The sequence below is a fragment of the Frankia sp. Mgl5 genome, from assembly GCF_023242985.1.
Lineage (GTDB): Bacteria > Actinomycetota > Actinomycetes > Frankiales > Frankiaceae > Parafrankia > Parafrankia soli.
In genome coordinates, this window is sequence record NZ_JALKFY010000811.1 from 30159 (window position 1) to 56635 (window position 26477).

At 73.5% G+C, this 26477-nt stretch carries 12 protein-coding genes; 11 read left to right on the forward strand and 1 reads right to left on the reverse strand.

The window, feature by feature from the left end; genetic code table 11:
- The first annotated feature begins 79 nt into the window (after positions 1–79).
- The 4 genes from MXD62_RS31160 (at position 80) to MXD62_RS31180 (ending at position 14289) form a co-directional block, all read left to right on the forward strand.
- Positions 80–12214 (forward strand): type I polyketide synthase, encoded by a 12135-nt coding sequence (locus MXD62_RS31160; protein ID WP_285224258.1) that lies wholly within the window; start codon positions 80–82, stop codon positions 12212–12214.
- Positions 12215–12520: 306 nt separating this feature from the next.
- Complete coding sequence (locus tag MXD62_RS31170) at positions 12521–13297, forward strand: SDR family oxidoreductase (protein ID WP_248832946.1); 777 nt, start codon at positions 12521–12523, stop codon at positions 13295–13297.
- A gap of 91 nt (positions 13298–13388) precedes the next feature.
- Positions 13389–13802: an ester cyclase gene (locus MXD62_RS31175; protein WP_248832947.1), complete on the forward strand. Its 414-nt coding sequence runs from the start codon at positions 13389–13391 to the stop codon at positions 13800–13802.
- A gap of 31 nt (positions 13803–13833) precedes the next feature.
- Positions 13834–14289, forward strand: coding sequence for a nuclear transport factor 2 family protein (locus MXD62_RS31180; RefSeq protein ID WP_248832948.1), 456 nt, complete (start codon positions 13834–13836; stop codon positions 14287–14289).
- On the opposite strand, the gene MXD62_RS31185 is transcribed toward MXD62_RS31180, so the two are convergent.
- The gene (locus tag MXD62_RS31185) at positions 14214–15056 is read right to left on the reverse strand and encodes a TetR/AcrR family transcriptional regulator (protein ID WP_248832949.1); all 843 of its coding nucleotides are present in this window, start codon (positions 15054–15056) and stop codon (positions 14214–14216) included. The two genes, MXD62_RS31180 and MXD62_RS31185, sit on opposite strands and share 76 nt — an antisense overlap.
- 187 nt (positions 15057–15243) lie before the next feature.
- Between MXD62_RS31185 and MXD62_RS31190 the strand changes: the two genes are divergently transcribed.
- The 7 genes from MXD62_RS31190 to MXD62_RS31215 all read left to right on the forward strand — a co-directional run bounded on the left by MXD62_RS31190 (position 15244) and on the right by MXD62_RS31215 (position 26420).
- Entirely contained in the window at positions 15244–16776 is a 1533-nt protein-coding gene (locus tag MXD62_RS31190) for an MFS transporter (protein WP_248832950.1), read from the forward strand.
- 382 nt (positions 16777–17158) lie between these two features.
- A complete protein-coding gene (locus MXD62_RS41075) occupies positions 17159–17287 on the forward strand; it encodes a putative leader peptide (RefSeq protein ID WP_368862478.1) in 129 nt (42 codons plus the stop codon).
- A 439-nt stretch (positions 17288–17726) separates the two neighbouring features.
- Entirely contained in the window at positions 17727–19385 is a 1659-nt protein-coding gene (locus MXD62_RS31195) for an ABC transporter substrate-binding protein (protein ID WP_248832951.1), read from the forward strand.
- A gap of 2 nt (positions 19386–19387) precedes the next feature.
- Positions 19388–20434 carry an ABC transporter permease gene (locus MXD62_RS31200; RefSeq protein ID WP_285224259.1) on the forward strand — a complete coding sequence of 349 codons (1047 nt, stop codon included), beginning with the start codon at positions 19388–19390 and terminating at the stop codon, positions 20432–20434.
- A gap of 81 nt (positions 20435–20515) precedes the next feature.
- Entirely contained in the window at positions 20516–21400 is an 885-nt protein-coding gene (locus MXD62_RS31205; protein WP_248832952.1) for an ABC transporter permease, read from the forward strand.
- The gene (locus MXD62_RS31210; protein WP_248832953.1) at positions 21397–23406 is read left to right on the forward strand and encodes an ABC transporter ATP-binding protein; all 2010 of its coding nucleotides are present in this window, start codon (positions 21397–21399) and stop codon (positions 23404–23406) included. The genes MXD62_RS31205 and MXD62_RS31210 overlap by 4 nt, the downstream gene beginning before the upstream one ends.
- The gene (locus MXD62_RS31215) at positions 23403–26420 is read left to right on the forward strand and encodes a LuxR family transcriptional regulator (RefSeq protein WP_248832954.1); all 3018 of its coding nucleotides are present in this window, start codon (positions 23403–23405) and stop codon (positions 26418–26420) included. The genes MXD62_RS31210 and MXD62_RS31215 overlap by 4 nt, the downstream gene beginning before the upstream one ends.
- The last annotated feature ends 57 nt before the right edge of the window (positions 26421–26477 follow it).

A 26477-nucleotide genomic window follows, 5' to 3' on the forward strand; every position in this document is an offset into this window, starting at 1 on the left:
GACGTCCCCCCGACGTCCTCCCCCGGCTTCACATCGTGGTCCGCCCGCACCGGGCGCATCGAGAAGGCTGACACCGCACATGGCGAACGAAGAGAAGCTCCGCGACTACCTGAACCGGGTGGCCGCCGATCTGCACCAGACCCGGCAGAAGCTGCGGGAGAGCGAGGCCGCCCGGCACGAGCCGATCGCGATCGTCGGGATGAGCTGCCGCTATCCGGGCGGGGTGGCCTCCCCGGAGGACCTGTGGCGCCTCGTCGCCGACGGGCGGGACGTGATCACCCCGTTCCCGGCGAACCGCGGGTGGGACGTCGAGGGGCTCTACGACGCCGACCCGGACCGCCCCGGGCGGACCTACGCCCGCGAGGGCGGGTTCCTGCTCGACGCCCCCGAGTTCGACGCGGAGTTCTTCGGCATCTCGCCCCGGGAGGCCCTCGCCACCGACCCGCAGCAGCGCCTGCTGCTGGAGACGGCCTGGGAGGCCGTGGAGCGGGCGGGCATCGACCCGATCTCGCTGCGCGGGACGTCCACCGGCGTGTTCGCGGGCGTGATCGCCCAGGAGTACACCCCGCGCCTGCACCAGACGACCCCCGAGCGCGTCGACGGGTACGTGCTGACGGGGAGCACCACCTCGGTCGCCTCCGGACGGATCGCCTACGCCCTCGGCCTGGAGGGCCCGGCGGTGACCGTCGACACCGCCTGCTCGTCCTCGCTGGTCGCGATCCACCTCGCCGTGCAGGCGCTGCGCGGCGGGGAGTGCGGCCTGGCGCTGGCCGGCGGGGTGACGGTCATGTCCTCCCCCGGCATGTTCGTGGAGTTCTCCCGGCAGCGCGGGCTCGCCCCGGACGGGCGGTGCAAGCCGTTCGCCGCCGCCGCCGACGGCACCGCCTGGGGTGAGGGCGTCGGCCTGCTCGTCCTGGAGAAGCTGTCCGACGCCCGGCGGCTCGGCCACCACATCCACGCCGTGATCCGCGGCAGCGCCGTGAACTCGGACGGGACGTCCAGCCAGCTCACCGCGCCGAACGGCCCGTCCCAGCAGCGGGTCATCCGCGCCGCCCTGGCCAACGCCCAGCTCACCCCCGCGGACGTCGACGCCGTCGAGGCCCACGGCACCGGCACCACCCTCGGCGACCCCATCGAGGCCCAGGCCCTCCTCGCCACCTACGGCCAGAACCGGCCCGCCGACCGGCCGCTGCACCTGGGCAGCCTGAAGTCCAACATCGGCCACACCCAGGCCGCCGCCGGCGTCGCCGGCATCATCAAACTGGCCGGCGCGCTGGCCAACAGCCGGTTGCCCGCGACGCTGCACGTCGACGCGCCGAGCCCACACGTCGACTGGTCGGCCGGCGCCGTCACGCTGCTCAGCGAACCCGTCGACTGGCCGGCCACCCCCGACCGGCCGCGCCGCGCCGCCGTCTCCGCCTTCGGCATCAGCGGCACCAACGCCCACCTCATCCTCGAGGAGGCTCCGGCTGGCGAGACCGGCGAGACCGGCCACGACACGAACGGGCAGACCGGGCAGCCCGCGCCGGACGCTGCGGCCGGCCGCGGCACCGCGCTGCCCTGGGTGGTGTCGGCACGCACCCCCGAGGCCCTCGGCGGGCAGGCCGCCCGGCTGGCCGCGTTCGTCGAGGCCCGGCCGGAGCTCACGCCCGCCGACGTCGGCCACGCGCTCGTCACCACGCGGGGCGCACTGGAGCACCGCGCCGTGGTCGTCGCCGCGGACCGGGCGGGGTTCCAGGCGGGGCTCGCGGCCCTCGCCGCCGGGGCACCCGACCGGGCCGACACACCGGGAACGCCCGGCGCGCGAATCGTGCGCGGCACCGCCGACACCACCGCCACCACCGTGTTCGTCTTCCCCGGCGCGGGCAGCCTGTGGCCGGGGATGGCCCGTGAGCTGCTCGCCACCAGCCCGGTCTTCGCCGAGCACATCCACGCCGTCGCCGCGGCCCTCGCCCCGCACGTCGACTGGAACCTGCTGGACGTCCTCAACGAGGCCCCCGGCGCCGCGAGCCTCGACCGCGTCGAGGTCTCCCAGCCCGCGGTGTTCGCGGTGCTCGTCGCCCTGGCCCGGCTCTGGCAGCACCACGGCGTGCACCCGCAGGCCGTCGTCGGCCACAGCCAGGGCGAGATCGCCGCCGCCCACATCGCCGGCGCCCTCACCCTGGCCGACGCCGCACTGGTCAGTGCCCGGCGCGCCCGGATCCTCGGCTCCCTGCCCGAACCCGGCGCGGTGGTGTCGGTGAAGCTGCCCGTCGAGCGGATCCGCGAGCGGCTGGCCCGCTTCCGGGACGGCGCCGGCGGCGTGACCATCGCCGTCCACAACAGCCCGACCAGCGCCGCGCTCGCCGGCCCGCGGGAGGCGCTCGACGAGTTCACCACGGGTCTGCGCGCCGAGGGCGTTCCCGTGCGGGACGTCCCAGTGGGCTACGCCTCGCACTCCCCGCGGATGGAGGCCGTCCGCGACGAGCTGCTCGCCGCCCTCGCCCCCATCCGCCCGCAACCCGCCACCATCCCGATCCTGTCCACCGTCACCGCCGACTGGATCGACCCCACCACCCTCACCGCCGACTACTGGTACACCAACCTGCGCCAACCCGTCCTGTTCGACCACGCCACCCGCACCCTCCTCGACACCGGCCACGACCTGTTCCTCGAAATCAGCCCCCACCCCGTCCTCACCACCGCCCTCGCCGAAACCCTCGACGCCGTCGGTGAGACGTCCGGGCCGGTCGCCCTCGTGGAGACGCTGCGTCGCGGCGACGGCGGGCTGATCCGGTTCCACACCTCGCTGGCGCAGGCGCACGTCCGCGGTGCCCGGTTCGACGCCGAAGCCGTCTACGCCGGTCGTTCCGGCCAGCGGGTCGACCTGCCCACCTACGCCTTCGCGCGCCGGCGGTTCTGGCTGGACGGCTCGTCCACCGCGCCCAGTGGTGAGGTCTCCGGGCTGGGGCTGCGCCCGGCCGGTCACCCGCTGCTCGGGGCGACCGTGCGGCTCGCGGACTCCGACGGGTCGCTGTTCACCGGCCTGCTCTCGCTGCGCACCCATCCGTGGCTGGCCGACCACGTGGTGTTCGGGTCAGTCGTGGTTCCCGGCACGGCCCTGGTGGAGCTCGCGATCCGCGCGGGCGACGAGATCGGCGCGCAGGCCCTCGACGAGCTGGTCATCGAGGCCCCGCTGGTCCTGCCGGAACGCGGCGGGGTCCAGGTGCAGGTCACCGTCGGCGCCGCCGACGCCACCGGCGGCCGACCCGTCAGCGTGCACAGCCGGCCCGACGCCGCCTCCGGCGACGCACCCGATGACCTGCCCGACGACGCGGACTGGACCCGGCACGCGCACGGCGTCCTGCTCGTCGAGCCCGGCTCGCCCGGTGAGCGGGGCCTGGACGCGGACACCGGCGGGTCAGCCGGATCGGACGGCGTCGAGGCGTTCGCGCAGTGGCCGCCCGAGGGCGCCGTCCAGCTCGGCACCGAGCACCTCTACGACGCCTTCGCCGCCTCCGGGCTGGCCTACGGGCCGACCTTCCAGGGGCTGCGTGCCGCCTGGCGGCGGGGCGAGGAGCTGTTCGCCGAGGTCGCCCTGCCGGCGGACGCCGCGGCGCAGGCGGGCGCCTTCGGCCTGCACCCGGCACTGCTCGACGCCGCGCTGCACCTGACCGGCCTGGCCGGGACGTCGTCCGACACCCGGCTGCCGTTCGCGTGGCGCGGGGTCCGGCTGCACGCCTCGGGCGCCACCACGCTGCGGGTGCGGCTGCGGGCCGACAGCCCCGACCAGATCTCCCTCACCGCGGTGGACGGCGTCGGCGCCCAGGTCGTGTCCATCGACGGGCTGGCGTTGCGTTCCGTCACGGCCGAGCAGGTGCGCTCAGCCGGCAGCCCCCGCACCGGCCCGCTGTTCACGCTGGCCTGGCCGGAACTCCTCGTGGCCGGCCCGACGTCCACCGCTGCCGGCTCCACCGCGGCCACCGAGGGCACCGCCGCCGACGGCACGTGGGCGCTGGTGGGCGGGCCGGGCGACCCCAACCTGGCGGCCCTCGCCGCCGTCCTGCGCTCGGCCGGTCACGGTGACCAGAGCGTCGCCGGCCTCGACGAGCTCGTCGCCCGCGTCGACGTGGGCGACCCGGTACCGAGCCTGGTTCTCGCCGCACCGGTCGCCGCCCGGGCCGACATCGACCCGGGCGAGATCCCGGCGCCGGCGCGGGCGGCCGCCGCCGAGACCCTCGTGTTCCTGCAGAGCTGGCTCAGGGACCCGCGGTGGGCCGACACCGCCCTCGTCGTGCTCACCTCCGGGGCGGTCAGCGTCGCCGGCGAGGACGTCGACCTCGTCGCCGCGCCGTTGTGGGGCCTGCTCCGCACCGCGCAGAGCGAACAGCCCGGCCGCTTCCTCCTGATCGACACCGATCACGACCCCGGATCGACCGAGGCGCTCCCCGCCCTCATCGCCACCGCCCTGGCCACCGGCGAACACCAGACGGCGCTGCGCCGCGGCACCGCCCACGCCCCGCGGCTCGACACCGCCGCCTCCGGCACCCCGGCCGACCCAGCCAACCCAGCCGACCCGGACGCCTGGGACCTCGACCCGGACGGGACCGTCCTCATCACCGGCGGCCTCGGCACCCTCGCCCGCCACCTCGCCCGCCACCTCGTCACCCACCACCGGATCCGGCACCTGCTCCTCACCAGCCGCCAGGGCCCGGATCACCCCCGGGCCGAGGCGCTGCGCGGCGAGCTGGGGAACCTCGGCGCCACCGTGACCATCAGCGCCACCGACACCGCCGACCCCGACGCCGTCGCGCGGCTGCTCGGCGCCCTCCCCGCCGAACACCGCCTCACCGCCGTCATCCACACCGCCGGCACCCTCGACGACACCACGCTCACCAACCTCACCGCCGACCGCCTCGAAGGCGTCCTCACACCCAAGATCGACGGCGCCTGGAACCTGCACCGCCTCACCCGCGACCAGCCCCTGCGCGCCTTCGTCCTCTACTCCTCCATCGCCGGCATCACCGGCAACGCCGGCCAGGCCAACTACGCCGCGGCGAACACCTTCCTCGACGCCCTCGCCCACCACCGCCGCACCCAGGGGCTCCCCGCCACCAGCCTCGCCTGGGGGCTCTGGGACGACACCAGCACCCTCACCGAACAGCTCAGCACCGCCGACCGGGCGCGGCTGAGCGCGGGAGGGCTGCGGCCGCTGTCCGCCACCGACGGCCTCGCCCTGTTCGACGCCGCCGGCACGCTCGACCGGCCCCTAGTCGTCCCCGCGGGCTTCGACCTGGCCACCATCCGCGCCCGGGCGGCCCGTGACGGGGTGCCGCCGCTGTTCCGCGGGCTCGTCCGACCGGTCCGCCGGCTCGCGGGCGGGGCTGCCAGCCCAGGTGACACCGCCGGTCCGGCCCTCGCCCAGCGACTGGCGGGCCTGCCGCCGGCCGACCGGCGGGCCGCGGTGCTCACGCTGGTGCGCGCCGAGATCGCCGCCGTGCTCGGGCACGCCGACGCGGACGGCATCGCCGAGGAGCGGGCGTTCACGACCATCGGCCTGGACTCGCTGACCGCGGTGGAACTGCGCAACCGGCTGAGCACGGCCACCGGACTGAAGCTGCCGGCCACCCTCACCTTCGACCATCCCAGTCCGGGCGCGCTCGCCGACCACCTGGACGCCGCGCTCGCGCAGCGCTCCGGCGCCGGCGCCGGCCCGCGAACGCCCGGGCGCGGCGGCCTGGAGCGCGGCGGTGCGGGGCACGGCGGCGCGACCGGCCCGGTGGACGAGCCGATCGCGATCGTGGGGATGGCCTGCCGCCTGCCCGGCGGGGTCAGCACCCCCGAACAGCTGTGGGAGCTCGTCTCCACCGGCACCGACGCGATCAGCGAGTTCCCCGTCAACCGCGGCTGGGACGTCGACGACCTGTTCGACCCCGACCCGGACGCGACCGGGAAGTCCTACACCCGCCACGGCGGCTTCCTGCACGACGCCGCCGACTTCGACGCCGAGTTCTTCGGCATCTCCCCCCGCGAAGCCCTCGCCACCGACCCCCAGCAACGCCTGCTGCTCGAAACCGCCTGGGAAGCCATCGAACGCGCCGGCATCGACCCCACCACCCTGCGCGGCACCACCACCGGCGTCTTCGCCGGCGTCATGTACCACGACTACTCGACGCGGCTGCGCACCGTCCCGCCGGACCTCGAGGGTTATCTGGGGACGGGTAGCGCCGGCAGCGTCGCGTCAGGCCGCGTCTCGTACACGTTCGGTCTCGAGGGACCGTCGGTCACCGTCGACACCGCCTGCTCGTCCTCACTGGTCACGTTGCATCTCGCCGCGCAGGCGCTGCGCAGCGGCGAGGCCGATCTCGCCCTGGCCGGCGGGGTGGCCGTGATGGCGACGCCCACCGAGTTCGTCGAGTTCTCCCGCCAGCGCGGCCTCGCCCCCGACGGACGCTGCAAAGCCTTCTCCGCCACCGCCGACGGCACCGGCTGGGCCGAAGGCGCCACCATGCTCCTCGTCGAACGCCTCAGCGACGCCCACGCCAACAACCACCCCATCCTCGCCGTCATCCGCGGCACCGCCATCAACCAGGACGGCGCCTCCAACGGCCTCACCGCACCCAACGGACCCGCCCAACAACGCGTCATCCGCGCCGCCCTGGCGAACGCCCGACTGAGCCCGGCCGACGTCGACGCGGTCGAGGCCCACGGCACCGGCACCACCCTCGGCGACCCCATCGAGGCGCAGGCCGTCCTCGCCACCTACGGCCAGGACCGCCCCGCCGACCAGCCGCTGTGGCTCGGCAGCCTCAAGTCCAACATCGGCCACACCCAGGCCGCCGCCGGTGCCGCCGGCGTCATCAAGACGGTGCTCGCCCTCCGCAACGAGACCCTCCCGGCGACGCTGCACGTCGAGCGCCCGACCGGGCACGTCGACTGGTCCGACGGCACGGTCAGGCTGCTCACCGAATCACAGCCGTGGCACCGCAACGGCCATCCCCGCCGCGCCGCCGTCTCCGCCTTCGGGATCAGTGGCACCAACGCCCACGTCATCCTCGAAGAGGCTCCCGGTGCCGACGCGGCCGACGAGCCGGGCGAGCCGGCTCCCCCGCCGGTCACGACAGTCACCCCTGTTCTGGTGCCGTTGTCAGCGCGCAGCGACGCGGCGGTCCGCGAACAGGGCCGCCGCCTGGCCACACACCTGCGCGAGACCGGTGCCGACACCGACGGCGGGGCCGGTGGCGGTGTTCTCTCCGTGGACGACCTGGCCGCCGCCCTCGCCACCCGCACCGTGTTCAACCACCGGGCCGTCATCCTCGCCAGGAACAAATCCGAACTACTCACCGGCCTGGACGCACTCGCCGACAACCGCTCATCCCCCCACGTCGTCACCGGCACCGCGAGCAGCGGACCACTCGCGTTCCTCCTCAGCGGCCAGGGCAGCCAACACCCCGCCATGGGCCGCGACCTCTACACCACCCACCCCGTCTACACCGCCGCCCTCAACGAAGTCGCCGCCGCCCTCGACCCCCACCTCGACCAACCCCTCCTCACAGTTCTGCACGCCGACCCCGACAGCCCCCACGCCGACCTCATCCACCAAACCGCCTGGACCCAACCCACCCTCTTCGCCCTCCAAATCGCCCTCCACCGCCTCCTCGCCTTCCACGGCATCACCCCCGACTACCTCATCGGCCACAGCCTCGGCGAAATCACCGCCGCCCACCTCGCCGGCATCCTCACCCTCCACGACGCCGCCCACCTCGTCGCCGCCCGCGCACACCTCCTCCAATCCCTCCCCCCCGGCGGCGGAATGCTCACCCTCAACACCGACGAACACACCGCACGGGTATTCCTCGACGGCTATCCCCAGGTCGACATCGCCGCCCTCAACAGCCCCACCAACACCGTCCTCGCCGGACCCACCCACGACCTCAACACCATCGCCGACACAGCAGCACAAAACGGCGTGAAAACCCGCCGACTCACCGTCAGCCACGCCTTCCACAGCCCCCTCACCGAACCCATCCTCGAACCCTTCCGCGACATCGCCACCAGCCTCACCTACCAGCCACCCACCATCCCCCTCATCTCCAACCTCACCGGCAAGCTCGCCACCCCAGAAGAACTCACCAACCCCGACTACTGGACCCGCCACATCCGCCACACCGTCCGCTACACCAACGGCATCACCACCCTCCACCACACCGGCGTCACCACCTACCTCGAACTCGGACCCGACACCACCCTCACCACCCTCACCACCCAAACCCTCACCACCGACGACAGCGACAGCACGCCCGTCGTCATCCCCACCCTCCGACGCAACCGACCCCCCACCACCACCATCCCCACCGCCCTCGCCACCCTCCACACCCACGGCCACACCCCCACCGCAACCACCCTCACCCCCACCAGCCAGGCCACCACCAGCAAGGCCACCACCACCAGCGACACCGGCAGCGATCCCCACCACCTCGCCGCCGCCCTGCCCACCTACCCCTTCCAGCGCCAGCGCTACTGGCTGGAGGAGGCGTCGACGGGCGGGCGCAGCGCCGCGGAGCTCGGCCTCGTCGGCGCCGACCATCCGCTGCTCGGCGCGGCGATCGGGCTGGCCGACCAGGACGGGATCGTGCTCTCCGGGCGGATCTCCCTGACAACCCACCCGTGGCTCGCCGACCACGCCGTGCAGGGCAACGTCCTCGTCCCGGGCACCGCCTTCATCGACCTAGCGCTGCGCGCCGGGGACACGCTCGGCGTGGGTGAGCTCGACGAGCTGGTCTTCGAGACCCCTCTCATCCTTCCCGAGCGCGGCGCGGTCGCCCTCCAGGTCACCGTCGCCGCCCCGGACGACGCCGGTCGCCGCCCCGTCAGCATCCACTCGCGCCCGCAGCGCGAGGACGAGCCCGACGGCGGATGGATCCGCCACGCGAGCGGGATCTTCGCCGCCGCCGACAACGAGGGCACGGCGGAGCCGGAGGCGCTGACCGCATGGCCGCCGCCGGGAGCCGAGCAGGTGCCGGTCGAGGGCGTCTACGACGCGCTGGCCGCGTCCGGGCTCGCCTACGGGCCCACCTTCCAGGGCCTGCGCGCCGCCTGGCGCGACGGCGACGACCTCTACGCCGAGGTCACCCTGCCCGACACCGAGACCGACCAGGCCGGCGCCTTCGGCGTCCACCCCGCGCTGCTCGACGCCGCGCTGCACGCCGCCGCGCTGAGCCGACTGCCGGACGTCCCGGCGGGCCACAGCCGGCTGCCCTTCGCCTGGAACGGCGTCCGCCTGCACGCCACCGGCCCCACCACCCTGCGCGTCCACCTCACCATCCACGGAACCGACGAGATCTCGCTGCGGGCCGCCGACGCCACCGGGGCTCCCGTCATCACGGTGGACTCGCTGCTGGCCCGCGTCGTCTCCGCGGCCCAGCTCGCCGCGTCGCGGGCAGGCGGGCAGGACTCTCTCTACCAGCTCTCCTGGCCGCGACTGACGCTGGTGGACACCGCCCCGGTGCCTTCCAGGTGGGCCGTGATCGGGGCCGGCACCGCCAGCACGGCCGACATCGCCGGCACCGCTGACATCGCGGCGACACTGACCGGGCCCGGTGGCGGTGGCGGTGGCGGCGCCGTGGCAGAGCATCCCAACCTCGCCTCGCTCGGCGCCGCGGTCGAGGCGGGCGAGGACGCGCCGGACGTCGTCGTGGTCACCGTCGGCCCGGCCCCGACCGGACGTCCGGCGACGGACCGACCCGACCAGGACAGCCAGGACGACCACGACAGCCAGGACGTGGCGGGTGCCGCCCGCGCCCTCACGGCGCAGGTGGTGGAACTGCTGCGGTCGTTCGTGTCCGACGCCCGGCTGGAGGCGAGCAGGCTCGCCGTGGTCACCTCGAACGCGGTCAGCGTCGGCGGCGAGGCCCCCGAGCTGCGCGCCGCCGGGCTGTGGGGCCTGTTGCGCACCGCTCAGGCGGAGTACCCCGGCCGCATCGTCCTGGTCGACACCGATCACGATCCCGGCTCGACCGGGGTGCTCCCCGCCGTCGTCGCCACCGCTCTGGCCACCGGCGAGCACCAGGCGGCGCTGCGGGGCGGCACCGCCCACGCACCACGGCTCGTCACCGCCACCCCCACCGCCACCCCCACCCCCGCCACCGCCACCGGCACCGGCACCGGCACCGGCACCGGCACGACCGATCCGACCAACCCGGCCGATGCGGGCCCCTGGAATCTCGACCCCGACGGCACCGTCCTCGTCACCGGTGGCCTCGGCGCCCTTGCCGGGCACCTCGCCCGCCATCTCGTCACGCGCCACCACGTCCGCCATCTGCTTCTCACCAGCCGTCAGGGGCCCGGCCACCCCCGCGCCGAGGCGCTGCGCGGCGAACTGGAGGAGCTCGGCGCCACCGTCACCATCACGGCGACCGACACCGCCGAGGCCGACGCCGTGGCGCGCCTGATCGCCACCGTCCCGCCGGAGCACCCGCTCACCGCCGTCATCCACACCGCCGGCACGAGCGACGACGCCGCCCTGGTCAATCTCACCCCCGAGCGCCTCGAAAGCGTCCTCATCCCCAAGATCGACGGCGCCTGGAACCTGCACCGCCTCACCCGCGAGCACCCCCTGCGCGCGTTCGTCCTCTACTCCTCCGTCGCCGGCATCGCCGGCGGGCCCGGGCAGGGCAGCTACACCGCGGCGAACAGCTTCCTCGACGCGCTCGCCCAGCACCGCCGCGCGGAGGGGCTGCCCGCCACCAGCCTCGCCTGGGGGCTCTGGGAAGACGCGAGTGCCTTCACCGAACAGCTCAGTGCGGCGGACCGCCGCCGCATCGGCCAGAGCGGGCTGCGGCCGCTGTCCGCCGCCGACGGCCTCACCCTGTTCGACGCCGCCGGCCGGCTCGACCAGCCCCTCGTCATCCCCGCCGCTCTCGATCTGGCGCCCGTCCGCACCAGGGCCGCGACGGGGGACCAGCCGGTCCCGCCGCTGCTGCGCGAGCTCGTCCGTCCGGCGCGCCGTGGCGCCGCCCGCGGTGGCGCGGCGGGCGGTGGCGACGGAGCAGCCGTGCGCGGCCGGCTCGCGGCGGCGCCCGCCGAGGAGCGGGAGTCGATCCTGCTGGAGTACGTCCGCCGGGAGGTGGCGAATGTGCTGGGCCACCAGGACGCGGACGCCGTCGGGCCCGAGCGGGACCTCGGCGAACTCGGCCTGGACTCCCTCACCGCTGTCGAGCTGCGCAACCGGCTGAACGCGGCCACCGGCCTGCGGCTACCGGCCACCCTCACCTTCGACCACCCGACCCCGGCGGCCATCGCCGCCTTCGTCGCCGAGCAGTTCGCGACGGTGCCCGCGCCGGCGAACGGCACCTCGGCCGCGGCCGAGGTGCGGGCGGTCGGCCCGCGGGAGGGCCCGCTGTCCGAGCTGTACCTGGCGCTGTGCGCGCAGGACCAGTTCGCGGCGGCGGCGCAGCTGCTGGTCGTCGCCTCGTATCTGCGGCCCACCTTCGACGCCGCGGCGAGCGAGCGGCACACCGTGCCGACCCTCCAGCTCGCCGAGGGCCCCGCCCGGCACATCCTGATCTGCCTGCCGGCGATGAGCGCGATCTCGGGCCCGCACGAGTACGCCCGGCTCGGGACTCTGCTGCGCGGCGAGCGCGACGTGTTCGTCCTGCCGTCGCCGGGCTACGCCGAAAGCGACCACCTGCCCGTCGACGAACCGACCTACATCGGGATGCACGTGCGCGAAGTGGTCCGCATCGTCGAGGACCGGCCGTTCGTCCTCGTCGGCCGGTCGATGGGCGGGGTCGCCGCGCACGCGGTGGCCGCCGAGCTGGAGAACGCCGGGATCGCGCCGTCCGGGCTGGTACTCGTGGACAGCTACCCGCCGGAGAGCGCCGTGCGGGAGGGGATGGCCGACTGGTGGCTGACCGCGATGATCACCGGGATGATCGAGCGGGTCGCCCGGTACCAGATGGTCTGGAGCGACGCGAGCCTGACCACGATGGGCGCCTACGTGAAGATCTTCCACGGCTGGCAGCCGAAGCCGGTGGCGACCCCCACGATCCTCATCCGCGCGGCGGACCCGCTGAAGCGAACGATCATCGACCCGGACGACCCGACCGGCTGGCAGGCGTACTGGCCGACGCCGCACGAGGCCGTCGACGTACCCGGCGAGCACTTCTCCGTCCTGGAGGAGCACTCGCCCACCACGCTGGAGGCGATCCGGCGCTTCCTCGACTCCCTCGACTGAACAGAAAACACCGGGCTACGTACATCTACCCGGGCTAGGTAGATGTACGTAGCCCGTTCCCGACCATTCGTTGTTGTTCTCCCGTCGCCAGCCCGGACGAACGGCCTGACCTGCCCGTTCCCTGTTGTCCGGTAGCGGAGGAAAGAAGCGCGAAAAGCCGCGCGACGCCAATGGGTCCCCTTGTAGAGTCAGGAAACATCATCGACACACCCGCCGACCTCTACTGCCGGCGGGAATAGCACGCGGGACCCATCCGGCGAATTTGTTGCTCGATCACTACCCGAATGTTACGAGAAGAGGAGCGGCATGCCCAGCGGATCAGTCGTCGTCACCGGCGCCGCGGCCGGCATCGGCAAGGCATGCGTCGAGCTGTTCGCTGAACGCGGGTTCGGCGTCGTCGCCGTCGACGTCTCCAAGGAGGGGCTGGGCGAGCTCGACGAGCACCCGGATGTCGTGCCCCTGGTGGGCGACGTGGCGACCGCGGAGACCAACGACGCCATGGTGGCCCTGGCCGTGGAACGGTTCGGCCGGCTGGACGCGGCCGTGCTCAACGCCGGCCTCGGAGGTGCCCCGCCGATCGAGGCCGCCGGGGCCGTCGAAAGTCTTGACGCGATCTACGCGGTGAACGTGCGGGGCCTTGTACTGGGCATCCGTGCGGCCGCTCCGGCCCTGCGGGAGGCCGGCGGCGGGTCGATCGTCGTGACGTCGTCCGGCGCGGGCCTGCGGGGCGACCCCTACACCTGGGCCTACAACACCACGAAGGCCGCCGCGAACAACCTGGTCCGCTCGGCCGCGCTGGACTACGCCTTCGAGGGCATCCGGATCAACGCGGTCGCCCCCGGGCTCACCGCCACCCCCCGCACCGCCGGTCAGCGCGCCGATCCGGTGTTCTCCAAGACGCTGACCCGCCGGATCCCGTTGGGGCGCTGGGCCGAGCCGCGCGAGCAGGCGGAGGCCATCTGGTTCCTGGCCTCACCCGCGGCGTCGTACATCACCGGCGTCACGCTGCCCGTGGACGGCGGGGTCACCGCCTCGAACGGAATCCTGCTGCCCCCCACCTATTCCGGCGAGCCACCCCAGTAAAGGCCGCGGAGCCGGTGGCCGCCCGCGCGGTGGCCGTCGCACTTCCACGAGCGGTTTCCACGAGGCCTGAACGCACCAGGAGGGACTGAAGATGAGCGTCGACATCCACAAGGACATCGCCCGCCGGCTCTACGAGGAGGTGGTCACCGAGGGCAGGGCGGAGCTGCTGGACACCTTCGTCGCCGAGGAGAGCACCGACGGCCCGCGGGCCGCCTGGGCCAGTGGCCGCCAGGGTTTCCGCGACCACCTCGAAGGGCTGCGCAAGTCGCTGCCGGACGTCCGCGCGACGGTCACCGACCTCGTCGCCGAGGACGACCGGGTCGTGGTCTTCTGGCGGATCCAGGGCACGCACCAGGGCGAGCTGTGGGGCGTTCCCGCCACCGGCCGGACCATCGACGCCACCAGCGTCAGCCTGATCACCTTTCACGACAACCAGATCGTCAACTACTCGGTGCTGCCCGACCGGCTGACCATCCTCAGCCAGCTCGGCGCCGTCGCCGCCTGAGCGGTCCCAGCCGCCAGCGGGAGGGAAGAAGATGACCGCCAGACCGTCCCCCGCCGACCTCGCCGAGATCACCCAGACCCTCGCCCTGTTCGCGCACGTGGTCGACAACAGGCAGACGGACGACCTCGGGCTCGTGTTCACCGAGGACGCGTCCGTCAGCTTCGAGCGCAGCGGCACGCTGCTGCGCGGTTTCGACGAGATCGCGGCGTTCCTGCTGCGGCTGCCCCCGGACGCCGCCGACCACCAGACCGTGAACACCGCGGTCCTGATCGACGAGGACGGCACGGCACGGGCGTTGAGCCGCTACATCTCCGTCGGCGCGGACGGGGCGGTCACCAACGGCGACTACGAGGACGTTCTGGTGCGGGCGGATGACGGGTGGCGGATCCGGTCCCGGCGGATCGTGGCCCGCTACCCCCGCGTGGCCGCGGACCCGGCACCGCGGCGCGACCCGGCCTGGCCGCCCTCCGTCGTCAGGCTGTCATGAGCGCCCGGATCGGTCGGGCCGTGGCCGAGGCCGAGACCGGCGCAGAGGTCTCGCAGCTCGTGGCGGTACAGCCGGGCCGGGTCGGTCACCTGGGGCCGCAGATGGCCGTAGACCTCCAGCGTGACGAGACCGTGCAGCCGGCCCCAGATGCGCAGGGACAGCGCGGCGGCGTCGGGCGACAGGTCGGGAAAGGACTCGCGGGCCATGAGCGCGAAGTCCGGCCGGAAGTCCGACCACGCGTACGGCCCGGTGTCCGGATGGAGCGGCCGATCGTCCCGAGCCGGTGACGGGCAGGCCGCCCGGCCGGCCAGGATCACCGGCCAGGCCGCGGCGACGATCCTGATCAGCACACCGCAGGCGCGGTGTTCGGCCGCGAGCTCGGCGCCGTCCTCGGGCACCTGGTACCCGGGGATCGGATTGCCGTACACCAGCTGGAACTCGGGGGGGTTCGTGATCGCCCACTCCCGGTAGGTGAGACCGACCGCCAGCATCTGGCCGGCCGGGTCGCCGGGCCAGCCGGCGCGGGCGGTCTCCAGCGAGCGGGCGAGCGACTCGTACACCTCGACGATCAGAGCGGTGATCAGGTCGTTGCGGGTGTCGTAGTAGCTGTAGAGGGCACCGGCGGTCATCCCCATCTCGCGGGCGATGGCCCGCAGCGACAGGGCCGCGGCGCCGCCCTCGGCCATGTGCCGGAGCGCGATCTCCTTGATGTCCCGCACGGTCTCGGCCCGGAGGCGCTCCCGCCGGCTCAGCTTCACTCCGTCCACGGGGGTACGTTACAACGCCCAGTTACTACACACCGATCAATTATGAACCTGCCGTTCAAATATAAAGTGGCGATGACTAATCGAACGGCGTGTAGACTGCAGCCACCCGGATCGCACCCGCTGCCCTCTGGCGTCCGTGCGACACACCGACAGGTGACCGACGTCCACGACAGAAAGAGCAGCTCCAGTGACTGCTTCAGTGCCCCGACCGCGGCCAGGTCTCGGGCTGGTGCTCGCGCTCCTGGCGTTCGCCGAGTTCATGATCGCTATTGACTACAACATCGTTTACGTCGCGCTTCCGGACATCGGACGAGAGCTCGACTTCTCCGCCCAGTCACTGCAGTGGGTCGTCAGCGCCTACGCCGTCACGTTCGGCGGCTTGCTCCTGCTCGGCGGCCGGACGGCGGACCGCCTCGGGCCGCGGCGGATCTTCATTTCGGCCGTGGGCGTCTACGGCGTGTCCTCGCTGGTCGGCGGGCTCGCGAGTGAGCCATGGCTGCTGATCACGGCACGGACGGCGCAGGGCGTCGGGGGCGCGCTGCTCTTCCCGACAATCCTCACCCTGATCAATATCATCTTCCCGGCCGGCGCCGAGCGCACCCGAGCCCTGGCCACGTGGGGCGCCGCGGGCGGCGGTGGGCTGGCAGCCGGCGCGCTGCTCGGCGGCGTGCTCACGAACTACCTCGGCTGGGAGTGGGTCTTCTTCGTCAACGTTCCCGTCGCGGCGCTCATCATCGCCGTCACACCGAGGCTGCTCCCGCCGGACACACTTCGCGACGACAGGTACGCCGGCTTCGACCTCACGGGCGGTCTGTTGGCCACCGCGGGTGTCGCCCTGATCGTGTTCGGGCTGGTCAGCGGGCCCGACGCCGGCTGGCTCTCGGTACGGGCGACCGGCGCGATCGCGCTCGGGGTGGTTCTCAGCGTGGCGTTCGCCGTTCTCGAGCTGCGCCTGCGCAACCCGTTGCTGCCGCCCCGGCTGTTGCGGTACCGGAGCCTGGCCACCGCCGTGCTGGCGGTGTTCGTCTTCTCGGGCACCCTCGCGGGCGAGTACTTCCTGTTCACCACCTACCTGCAGAACGTGCTCGGCTACAGCCCGCTGGAGGCCGGGTTGGCGTTCCTCCCGCTGACGCTGATCTCCATGGCGGGGGCCGGCCCGCTGGCCACCGCCGCGGTGGGCAGACTCGGCTTCGGGGCGACTCTGGGCATCGCGCTGTTCCTGTGCGGCGTCGGCATCGGACTACTCGTCCCGGCGATGTCACCGGACGGTTCCTACCCGGCGTTGCTGCCCGGCATCGCGGTGTGGGGCATCGGCGGCGGCATCGCCTTCACGGTGTGCTTCTCGGCGGCCGGGCACGGCGTCGCGGTCGAGGAGCAGGGCGTCGCCAACGCGGTCGCCTCCACCTCGCAGCAGATCGGCAGCGCGGTGGGCCTGGCGGTGATCGTGGCGGTGGCGAACTCCGGCCTCGACCTCGGCGGCGGAGCCGTCCCGAGCGCCGCGGACGTGGTCGACGGGCTGCGAGCCGGCGGGTTGGTCTCCGCCATCACGGCCGCGACGATCGGCGTGTTCATCGCCCTGGTCCTGCGTGACCGACCGTCCACCGGGGTGCCGGTGCCGGTGCCGGCCCAGGCGCCCGCACCCGCCCCGGCTCCGGCTCCGGCCGGGCCCGGCCTGCCGCGTCCCGGCGACCGCGAGGAAATTCCCGCACCCCGTTCCTGACGCCCTCCCGGAGGACGTCCGGGCGGGGCGGCCGGACGAAATGGCGGGCCGAGTGGGTTCCCCGACCCCGAACCCACTCGGCCGGACTGGGCCGGACACCGTATCCGTGCATTCTCCCGGTAACAAAGCCCGCCGGCTCCACCGGCGTGACGACGGGCGTGGACACGAGGGCGGAACGCCGCCTGGAGAACCACGAAGCCGCCACGGCCGACGAGGCCGTCGATTTCAGGACACCGCCACGTGACACTTTTCACACCACCATCGCCTACCTGTCAACAAGGAGTCACCTTAGGATAAATTTCGTTAACGAAAGGCTGCGGCCTCCGATCTCACGGAAACGCCGCCGAACACGTAGATGAAACCCGGGGGGGTGATCTCACACATGCCGAACCAAGTCCTGCCAGAGATCACCTGTACCCCCACGCGGGCGTTTCTCACCGTGCGGCGCCATGTCGACCTGCTCCGGGTTTCGAGCGCGAGCTGTCCCCGGGCAGCTGCACCGCGACCGTAGTTCCCACGCGCCGTCGCGGTCGGCAGGCAGGCGCTCCTCGGCCGCCGACGCCGAATCCGGGAGAACCCGCGGCGTATTGGCGCCGGCTCAGCGACGCAACGGTAGCAAAAAGCCACCGGAACCCGCCTGGAGGCGTGGTCGCCGGCCACCGTGCCCCGGCCCCGGCGCGGTCATCAGCTCAGCCACCGCGCAGGCCTCGCCACGGCTCCGTGCAGCACGGCACGCTGCCAGCGGTTTCTCACCAAACTTCATTCCGGCATGCCGACGTCCTCGGACAGCGTTCGACCCTCGGGCACTCACAAGGTGGCCCACGGTCGACGAGAAAGCGGATGCCGACCACCCGTCCGTATCCGCGCGCCCCGAACACCGCACACACTGTCCGTGGCATACGGAGCGCGCACCACCTGTGTATTCTTTCCCATACTCCCGGAGCAAAAGCATGCGTCTCACCAGACCCGCCCGCACCATTTTAATCGCTGTGGCGGCGGTCACCGCAGTTTCCCTGGCCGCCTGTGGCTCGGACTCGACGAACGCATCATCCGAGACCGACGCGGGGAGCCCCAAGGCCGGCGGGTCGCTGACCTATGCCCTTGATGTCGAACCGACCTGCTTCGATCTCCAGGTCAATCCTCAGGGTGTCACCGGTGACATCGAGCGCGGCGTGGTCGACTCGCTCGTGGCCGTCGACAAGAACGGCAAGTTCCACCCGTGGCTGGCGACCTCCTGGGAAGCCGCACCCGACCTGAAAAGCTACACGTTCAAGCTCCGTAGCGACGTGAAGTTCACCGACGGCACACCGTTCGACGCGGCCGCGGTCAAGGCGAACTTCGACCGCATCATCGCCAAGGAGACGAAGTCGCAGTACGCTGCCACGCTGCTCGGTCCCTACACCGGTACCGACGTCGTCGACGCGCACACGGTGAAGGTGAACTTCAGCAAGTCGTTCGCCCCGTTCCTGCAGGGCGCGAGCACACCCAACCTCGGCTTCTACTCGCCGAAGTCGCTGACCAAGGGCGCCGACGCCCTGTGCGCCGGCGGAACCGCCATCATCGGCACCGGCCCGTTTGTCTTCTCCAACTACACCAAGGGCCAGAGCGTCGTCCTGAAGCGGAACCCGGACTACAACTGGGCACCGCAGGACCAGGCCGCCCACACCGGCGCGGCCTACCTGGACGAGGTGACCTTCCGGTTCCTGACCGAGGACGCGGTGCGGGTCGGCGCCGCGACCAGCGGTCAGGTCGACATCGCCACGAGCATCCCGCCGTCGGACATCCAGGGTGTCGAGGCGGACGACAGCCTGGGGATCGAGACGATCCAGGACCCGGGCGGCGCCTACTCGGTCTTCCTGAACACCGCGCGCGCGCCGCTGAACGACGTGCGGGTCCGGCGGGCCGTCCAGCTCGGGGCGGACGTCAGCAAGGCTGTCGAGACGGTCTACTTCGGCAGGTACGAGCGGGCGTGGAGCCCGCTGACCCCGTCCACCCCGTCCTACGACGCGACGCTGGAGAACAGCATCGAGTTCGACCCGGCGGCGGCCAACAAGCTGCTCGACGAGGCGGGCTGGACGGGACGCGACGGCGAGGGGTACCGGACGAAGGACGGAACCCGGCTGAAGATCGACTGGCCGTGGAACCCGCCGCACACCCGTGAGCAGCGGGAGGTTCTCGCCCAGGCCATCCAGGCCGACCTGAAGAAGATCGGCGTGGAGGTCACCCGGCAGTCCCTCGACATCGGCGCCTACGTGACCCTGGCGCTCAACGGGGAGTACCACCTGTACGACTTCTCGTGGACCCGGTTCGAGCCGGACATCCTGCGCGGGTTCTTCAACTCGGCGAGCTCTCCCTCGACCGGCGGCCAGAACGCCGCCAACCTCGACAACCCCGAGGTGGACGAGTGGACCGAGACCGCCGCGGCCACGCTTGACCAGGCCAAGCGGGACGAGCTGTACGCCAAGGTGCAGCACCAGGTCGTCGAGGAGGACGCCGCCGTGCTGCCCCTCTACGTCCCCACCAAGCTCGTCGCCGTCGCCAAGGACGTGCAGGACCTGAAGGTCGACCCGAACGGCAAGCCGCTGCTCTACGACGTGTGGCGCAGCTAGGCATGACGACCACACCCGCGACCACCGGACGCCGGTCCTGGCGCCGGGGTGAGAGCCGGCTGGTCGCGGTGCGCCCGGGCGGGTTCGGTGGACCCGCCCGGGTCCGTACCATCGGGCCCCGGAAGATCGCCGCCGCCGTCGGGCGGCGGTTGGCGGCCGCGGCGGCGGTCATGCTGGGCGCGGCCACGACGGCGTTCGTCGCGCTACAGCTCCTGCCCGGCGACCCGGTGGCTATCGTTCTCGGCCCGTCGACGATGGCGTCGGCCGAGGTACGGGCCCAGATCCGAACCGACCTGGGCCTGGACGAGCCGGTGGTGGTGCGCTATCTGAGCTACCTGGGCCGGCTGCTGCAGGGCGACCTCGGCGAGTCCTACCAGCTCCAGCAGCCGGTGTCGGCACTGATCGGCGACCAGCTCATGCCGACCGTGCAGCTCGCGCTGGCCGCGATCGTCGTGGCGGTGGTGCTCGCGGTGGCCTCCGCGGTGGTGACCGCGGGGCGCAATCGCGCCCTGCGTGCGGTGGCCAACGTCTGGGAGCTGGTCACGGTGTCCATGCCGTCGTTCTGGCTGGGCATCCTGCTGCTCACCGCGCTGTCCTTCCGGATCAGGATCTTCCCGGTGGCCGGCGACGAGGGATTCTCCGCGCTGGTGCTGCCGGCGTTCACCCTGGCTCTGCCGGTGGCCGGGATCCTGGGCCAGGTGCTGCGGGAGGGGCTGGAGGCGGCGCTCGAACAGCCCTTCGTGACCACGGCGCGGGCCCGCGGGCTGAGCCAGACCGCGGTCCGGTTGCGGCACGCGCTGCGGCACGCGGCGGTGCCGCTGGTGACCCTGTCGGGCTGGCTCACCGGCACGCTGCTCGGCGGCGCGGTGTTCGTGGAGAAGGTCTTCGCCCGGCCGGGCATCGGCGCGCTGACCCTGCAGGCGGTCAGCAGCCGGGACATGCCGGTCGTGATGGGTGTGGTGCTGCTCTCGGCGCTGGTCTTCGTGATCATCTCCACGGCCGTGGACCTGCTGTACCTGGCCATCGACCCGCGCCTGCGCACCGACTGACCTCTCGACGGCCCGAAACCCCGCGGCCGACACCCCGACCACGGACCGGTTGAGCCGGTAGCCAGTGAGGAGCCCTGAACCATGACGGCAGTCGACGCCGCGGTCGGTGTCGGTGCCGGTGTCGCCGCCGGCCGCCGGAGCGTCATCCGTGGACGGCGCCCGCCACGGGTCGGGCTGGTACTCGCGGTGGTCACGCTGGTTCTCATCGTCGCGATCGCGGTCGTGCCGGGCCTGTTCGCCGGCGGATCCCCGACCGAGATCGCGTCGGCGGACGCGTTGAGCGGCCCGGGCGGGGCGCACTGGTTCGGCACCGACCAGCTCGGGCGGGACGTGTTCACCCGGGTGGCCCACGGCGCCGGCCGCTCGCTGTGGCTCGGCGTGAGCGCGACGACACTCGGCATCCTCGGCGGCGCGGTGCTCGGGCTGGCCGCGGCGCTCGGCGGCCGGGCGGCCGACTCGACGCTGATGCGGCTGGCCGACATCCTGCTGGCGCTGCCGCCGCTGTTGCTGGCCCTGCTGGTGATGACCGTGCTGGGCAGCGGCACGCTGAACCTGACCCTGGCCGTCGCGATCTCCACCGTGCCCGGGTACGCGCGGATGGTGCGCGCGGAGGCGCTGGTGGTGCGCCGCTCCGGGTACGTCGAGGCGGCCGTCGGGCTGGGCCTGCGCCGCTGGCTGCTGATCGGGCGGCACATCCTGCCCAACACGCTGGGCCCGCTGCTGGTGCTGGCGACTGTCGGCTTCGGCACCACCCTCATCACCGCGTCCGGGCTGAGCTTCCTCGGCTTCGGCGCCGAGCCGCCCACCCCGGAATGGGGACTGCTGCTCTCCGAAGGCCGCAACTACCTGTCCACCGCCTGGTGGATCGCTGTGTTCCCGGGCGCGGCGATCACCGCCACGGTGATCGCCGTGAACGTGGTCGGCCGCCACGTCCAGGCGCGTTACACGAGGAGAACCAGTCGATGAGCGGCCTCTCCGGCGCGAAGGTCCCGTCGGTGCTCCCCGCGTCCGCCGCCTCTGCCACCGCCGGCGCCTCTGCCACCGCCGCTGCCCCCGTCACAGCCGTGGACGCGGCGGCGGCCGTGGCTGAGCAGGCCGAGCCGGCCGAGCCGCTGCTGGTCGTCGAAGGTCTCAGCGTGACCTTCGACCGGGCGTCCCGGCCGGTCCGAGCCGTGCGGGACGTGTCGTTCACCCTGGCCCGCGGCGAGAGCCTCGCCATCGTCGGGGAGTCCGGCTCCGGCAAGAGCGTCACCGCCCGGACCCTGGTCGGCCTGACCGGAGCACACGCGACGGTCACCGCTCGCCGCCTGCGGTTTGACGGGCGGGACCTGACCGCGCTGCGCGAATCGTCCTGGCAGCGGATCCGCGGCCGCCACATCGGGCTGGTGCTGCAGGACGCGCTGGTGTCCCTCGACCCGCTGCGCACCGCCGGGGCGGAGATCGCCGAGCCGCTGCGCACGCATCGGGTCGTCGGCCGGGCCCAGCTCCGATCCCGCGTCCTGAGCCTGCTCACCGACGTGGGGGTGCCCGAGCCCGAGCGACGCGCCGCGCAGTATCCCCACCAGCTGTCCGGGGGCCTGCGCCAGCGCGCACTGATCGCGTCGGCCCTGGCCGCCGGCCCGGAGCTGCTGGTGGCCGACGAACCGACCACGGCACTCGACGTCACCGTGCAGGCGCAGGTACTCAGCCTGCTCCGCCAGCTCACCACCAGCGGCATGTCGCTGCTGCTCATCAGTCACGACCTGGCGGTCGTCGCCGGACTCGCCGACCAGATCGCGGTGATGTACGGCGGGCTGGTCGTCGAGCAGGGCCCGACCGCCGCGGTGCTGGGCGATCCACGTCACCCCTACACCCAGGCGCTGCTCGCCGCGGTGCCCGCGCTGCACGCCAAGGGGACCAGGCTGTCGATCGCGTCGGCCGACCGGCCACCGGCCACCGGCGGCTGCCCGTACGCGGCGCGCTGCCCGCGCAGCGACGAGCGCTGCCGCGCCGAGCTGCCGCCCGCGCCGGTGGCCGGGCCCGGCCACCGGACGCTGTGCTGGTACCCGGGTCCATCCGCCCGGGCGGGCGACGTTGTCCGGGCGGCTCCCCGGGAGATCCCCGGGAAGCCGGTGGTACCGGTGGCACCGGTGGCACCGCCCACGACGGAGACACCCGCCCACGCGACCCCGGCAACGTCCGGAGGCGACGGCGAAGCCGCGGCGCTCCTCGAGGTGAGGTCGGTCCACAAGCGGTTCCGCTCCCCCGACGGCACCTGGCGGCACGCGGTCCGGGACGTCTCGTTCAGCCTGTTCGCCGGGGAGTCCGTCGGCGTGGTCGGCGAGTCCGGCTCCGGGAAGACCACCGTGGCCCGGATCGTGCTCGGCATGCTGGCGCCCGACGAGGGCGAAGTGCGCTTCGCGGGCGAGCCCTGGAGCGGGTTGCCCGAACGGGCCCGGCGGGCCCGGCGGCTGCGCATCCAGGCCATCTACCAGGACCCGCTGGGATCCTTCGACCCCCGGTTCACCACCGAGCGGATCATCTCGGAGGCGTTGGGGGCGGCCGGCGTGCCCCGCGGGCGCGGGCGCCGGGACCGGGTCGTCGACCTGCTCGAACGGGTCGGCCTGGACGCCGCTCTGCTCCGGCGCCGCCCGCTGGAGCTCTCCGGCGGGCAGCGCCAGCGGGTCGCCATCGCGCGGGCACTGGCCCCCGGGCCGGCGCTGCTCGTCTGCGACGAGCCGGTCTCCGCGCTCGACGTCTCCGTCCAGGCACAGATCCTCGACCTGCTCGCCGATCTTCAGCGCGGGTTGGGGGTCGCGCTGCTGTTCATCTCCCATGACCTCGGAGTGATCCACCACAGCAGTGACCGGCTGATCGTGATGAAGGACGGCGACGTGGTCGAGACCGGCCCGGTCGAGCGGGTCTTCTCCCACCCCGAGCACGACTACACCCGGGCCCTGCTCGCCGCGGTTCCACGGCCCGATCTCCGTTGACCGGCACACCGCCGACCTCCAGCCGCCGACCTCCGACGGTCCGTCCGAAGGAACGACGCCGGCTGCTGGCGGCTCTCGACGCTCTGGCGGAGGGACACGGGCGTGTCATCGAGATCCGCGGCGAACCGGGCATGGGCAAGACGCGCCTGCTCGGCGAGCTGACCCGGCAGGCGTCGCGGCGCGGGCTGCCGGTGGCGACGGGCCGCTGCGCCAACGCCGGCCGCATGACGGGTTTCGGCGTGTTCAGCAAGCTGCTGACGTCCGCCAGGCTGGCGGCGTCAGCGCGCGACGACGAGGGCCGCCCACCCGGCGCGCTGCTGGCGGCGCTGCTCGCCGACGCGCCGACCGTCGACGGCGCGCTGCTCGACGCGGCCCGGCTGCTGCTCGGGCGGGCCGCCGGGGACGGTCTCGTCCTGGTCGTCGACGACCTGCACTGGGCGGACGAGTCGTCCCTCGCTCTCGTCGACCATCTGATCCGGTGGCCGGTGGACGCCCGCCTGCTCCTCGTGGTGGCACACCGGCCGCGGCAGAGCCCGCCCCGGCTCCTCGACACGCTGGCCAACGGCGTGACGCTGGGGACGGTCGAACGCATCACGCTCCCGCCCCTCACCCTCGACCAGGCGGCACGCCTCACCGGGCTGGCCGCGGACGACAGCCTGCTGCGGGAGCTGTACCGGGCGAGCGAGGGTAATCCGCACTACCTGGTGGGCCTTGCCCGCCAGGTCCGGCCGGCGGATCGGCCACCGCTGCCGCCGGCCGCCGGCAGCACCGGTGCCGGCGCGGACGCGGACGCGGACCACGCCACCGACACCGACCAGGCCTCGGACCACGACGACCCGCCCCGCGAGCTCGTCGGCCCGGTGCTGGCGGAGCTCGCCGGCCTGGGCGATGACTGCCGCCGTGTCAGCTGGGCGGCCGTGGTGCTCGGCGAGCCGTTCGACGTCGACACGCTCGCGGCCGTCGCCGCGCTGGAGATCGACGCGGCCGCCACCGCGGTCGCGACGCTCACCGCGCACGATCTGCTCCGGCCGACCAGTGACGGTGCCGCCGCGTACCGCCTGCGCCACCCGCTGCTCGCCCGCCTGCTGTACCCGACGCTGGACCCGGGCTGGCGGCGGGAGGCGCATCGCAGGGCGGCCTCCGTCCTGGGCCTGTCCGGCGCGCCGCCGGCCGTCCTGGCCACGCACATCGAGCGCTACCCGCAGGACTCCGGGCTGGACGAGGTGCATCTGCTCGCGCTGGCGGCGAAGGAGTCGGCGGCGTCCTCGCCGCGCGACGCGGTGCGCTGGCTGCGGCTGGCGCTGCGCATCCTCGCCCTCGCCGACGCCGGCGATCCGGACCAGGTCGACGTCCTGCGCGGCGAGCTGTCGCTCAGTCTGGCCCGGGCGTTCGGCGCGGCGGGCATGCTCTCCGACAGCCTCGCCCAGATCCACCGGACCCTGCGGCTGGCCGTCGCCCGGCCACCGACGGACCGGGCGAACGTCGCCAGCCGCTGCGCGATGCTGGCCTATGCCATCGGCCGCCACGCCGACGGCCGGGCGATCCTGACCACGGAGATCGACGCGGCGATCGGAGGCCCGCCACCGTCCACCGCCGGGCCGATGCCCTCCGTCGACCGGCTGGTCCGGCCGCAGGCCCGGCCGGCCGTCATCACGCTGCTGCTCACCCGGGCCATGCTGGGGCTGCTCGACGGCACGCCGCCCAGCCCGGAGGACATGGGCCCGCTGCTGCGGCTCACCCACGAGCAGGGCGACCGCACCGCCGAGGTGGGGGCGTTGGCGTTGCGCGGGGTCGTCGAGGCGTTCGGCGGCGATGTGGAGGCGGCCGCGGTCACGGTGACCCGCTGCATCGCGATGGCCGACAGGCTGCCGGACGCCGCCCTCGCTGGCCATCCCGAGCATCTGGCCCTGCTCGGCTGGGCGGACTCGATCCTCGGCCGCCAGCTCGACGCCGAGCGCCACTTCAGCCGCGGGACCGCGCTCGCCCGCGGCTCCGGGCGAGGCGACGCCCTGCCACTGCTGCTCGGTGGGCTCAGCGCGGTCTACCAGCGAGTCGGCCGACTGCCGGAGGCTCGCCGGACGGCGGCCGAGATGCAGCACCTCATCCGCAACACCAGCCGCGGCCACCACACGAGCCTCGCCGAGGCCCTCGAGGCGCTGGCCGGAGTCTGGATCGACGGCCACGGCAGCCGCCGGGCCGCCGCGCTCGCGGAGGCGGCGGCCGTCGAACGGGCCACCGCCCAGCCGCCGCCGCGCCGCTCCTGGTGGGGCGACGTGGCGGCGATCTGGACCGCGTACGCCGCCGCGACCGACGGCGCCGATCCGCGCCGCACCACCGCCCTCATCCTCGACACGGGCGGCGGGCCGGCGCTCGACCTGCTGTCGCCTGTCCTCCATCCCATGGCGTTCGAGGCGCTCACCGCCGCCGCCGAGCGGCTCGGGGACGGCCCGGCCGCCCAGCGGTGGGCGACCAGGGCCGAGCTCGCCGCCGATCGCCTGGGACTGGGCTACCAGCGCGGGCACGCGGTGGCGGCCCGGGCCCACGTACTGCGCGGGACCGCTGACCCCGCGTCCGCGGGGCGGCTGTACGAGCAGGCGGCCGACCTGTTCGCCGACGCGGGCATGCTCTCGCTGCGCACCTACCTGCTGTTCCAGGCCGGCAGGTGCCTGGCGGCGGCCGGCCGGCACGAGGACGCCGGCCGACTGTTCACCGCCGCGACGGAGCTGGCCCGCCGGTGCGGCGCGAACCGCCTCGGCCGACAGGCTCTCGCCGAACTGCGCAGGCTGGACGAACACACGTCCACCGGCACCGGCAATGTGCTCGGCGGCCTCACCCCACGCGAACGCGAGATCGCGACGGCGGCGGTCGGCGGGAAGACGAGCCGTCAGATCGCCTACGACCTGCATCTGAGCCCGCGCACCATCGACGCGCACCTGACTCGGATCTACCGCAAGCTCGGAGTGTCCTCCCGGATGGCGCTGATGATGCTGGTGAACGGGGCCGGTCCACGCTGACCGGACCCGTTGCCCGGCGCGCGGGCGGCACGTACGCGCCGCCCGCGTCCGGTCAGC

Coding starts and splice junctions, on each gene's coding strand:
- MXD62_RS31205 (WP_248832952.1), top strand. CDS start 20,516: ATGACGGCAGTCGACGCCGCGGTCGGTGTCGGTGCCGGTGTCGCCGCC.
- MXD62_RS31170 (WP_248832946.1), top strand. CDS start 12,521: ATGCCCAGCGGATCAGTCGTCGTCACCGGCGCCGCGGCCGGCATCGGC.
- MXD62_RS31200 (WP_285224259.1), top strand. CDS start 19,388: ATGACGACCACACCCGCGACCACCGGACGCCGGTCCTGGCGCCGGGGT.
- MXD62_RS31180 (WP_248832948.1), top strand. CDS start 13,834: ATGACCGCCAGACCGTCCCCCGCCGACCTCGCCGAGATCACCCAGACC.
- MXD62_RS31195 (WP_248832951.1), top strand. CDS start 17,727: ATGCGTCTCACCAGACCCGCCCGCACCATTTTAATCGCTGTGGCGGCG.
- MXD62_RS31210 (WP_248832953.1), top strand. CDS start 21,397: ATGAGCGGCCTCTCCGGCGCGAAGGTCCCGTCGGTGCTCCCCGCGTCC.
- MXD62_RS31160 (WP_285224258.1), top strand. CDS start 80: ATGGCGAACGAAGAGAAGCTCCGCGACTACCTGAACCGGGTGGCCGCC.
- MXD62_RS31175 (WP_248832947.1), top strand. CDS start 13,389: ATGAGCGTCGACATCCACAAGGACATCGCCCGCCGGCTCTACGAGGAG.
- MXD62_RS41075 (WP_368862478.1), top strand. CDS start 17,159: ATGCCGAACCAAGTCCTGCCAGAGATCACCTGTACCCCCACGCGGGCG.